This is a genomic window from bacterium, from assembly GCA_004299235.1.
In the GTDB taxonomy this organism is placed as follows: Bacteria; Chloroflexota; Dormibacteria; order Dormibacterales; family Dormibacteraceae; genus SCQL01.
Window position 1 is genome coordinate 1 of the sequence record SCQL01000043.1, and the last position, 1,488, is coordinate 1,488.

Genomic DNA, 1,488 nt, shown 5'->3' on the forward strand with positions numbered 1-1,488 from the left:
GCATGATTGTCAAACCGTCGCCACACGCCTCGACATCCGCTTCATAGACCGGAGTCAGGCCAATATACTTGGAGCCGATTATCCCGGGGATCTTCGCCAGTTCTCGGTACACCGCCGTCGAGATCTTTCCCTTGAACACCTCCGGGTTGTCATAGATAACAATCGGCGCATCAGGCAGTGCCTCAGCGACATCGGTATAGAAACCGACAATTGTCGCGTCGTCGCATTCACACCACATCGGCCGGCCCAGAAAAAGCCCGCTCACGCCGCGTGCCAACAGCGCACGACCGCGTCGTATCGTCTCACGAGTGCCCAAGGCGGTAGCTCCGGCGAACACGGGGACGGCCCCGCCGACTTCGTCGACGACCCGCGCAACGAACCCCTCCAACTCGTCGAAAGACAACGTTGCGGCCTCGCCGAATGTCCCGTTCGTCATAATCCCGTCCGCACCGCCATCGACGACGGCGCGCACGAGGCGCGTTGTCGCTTCGTAGTCGACGGTGTCATCGCTGGTCAATAGCGACGCGTTCTTAATAGCTGGGGTGGGCAAGATATTGAACACGCCTTTGAGATCTTGGGCCCTTAGCTGCGGTGACACGAGGTAGCTCCTTTACTTGTCGGTGGATAGTTAAACGGATCACAGACTAACCAGTGCACCCACCATGGTCAGCCATGAAGAACAGGCGTTACGCGCATCCTTGGCACATTGGAAACGGGTTATTTAATTGACGACGCGGTCGAATACCGTCGCGGGGGTCTGCGCCACCACGGGTGTGTCAGAGCCACCCGACAGCAAAGACGGGTCGGCCACGTATATCGACTCATACTCCCACAACTTCGGCTATCGACCCTTTCATGTTAATCAGACCTATCTGCAACCGGTTTAAAGCCGACAGCACTCACAGGAGGATACTGATAGTGCCGGCGGGCCTGAGGTTCGTCATATCCATCACTGCGCGTTTGTAGCAGATCCGAAAATTACCATCCACGCGGCGGAGCCGATAATCGTATCGGCCAACGTAATGGTCGTCACTTCCATTTCGAAAACGCCATACTGTGAAATACGCGCTCACCGCGATCTCGCCACCCGATTGATCGAGAATGCACACGTTGCTGACTTGGTGTCGGGTTGTCGCATGAGGATATTCCCGGTGCGCTTTACGGCTCTTGAGGCGCTCGACACGCCCGAGCAGCATAAATTTGTCGTCGCTGATAAGGACCAGATCACCGTCGGCTTGAGGGTCAGGAAGATCGTTAGCCGGAACGATGTACCGCGCATCCTCGGTAAAAAGTTCCGCCCACTCATCGAGACGCCACGCGTCGAGCAGCGATGCCTCACCGTACAGAAAATCTTCGACTTCGCAACGCTGCACAGTCGCGGTTTCTGCGGCCGTCACGCCGAGATCCTGCTGGATCGTCACACCACTACCTCCCGCTGCGGGCTGATCTGTTCGCGCCACCGTCGCCAGAAGGCTCGCATCTGCTCCT

The 1,488-nt window shown here is 57.5% G+C and carries 2 protein-coding genes; both read right to left on the reverse strand.

All coding sequences use genetic code 11. The features are described from left to right. Positions 1-598: dihydrodipicolinate synthetase (locus EPN29_13660; protein ID TAN31360.1), on the reverse strand; the 598-nt coding region annotated here is incomplete at its 3' end. 301 nt (positions 599-899) lie between these two features. Next, positions 900-1,397 (reverse strand): aromatic-ring-hydroxylating dioxygenase subunit beta, encoded by a 498-nt coding sequence (locus tag EPN29_13665; GenBank protein ID TAN31361.1) that lies wholly within the window; start codon positions 1,395-1,397, stop codon positions 900-902. Between the last annotated feature and the right edge of the window lie 91 nt (positions 1,398-1,488).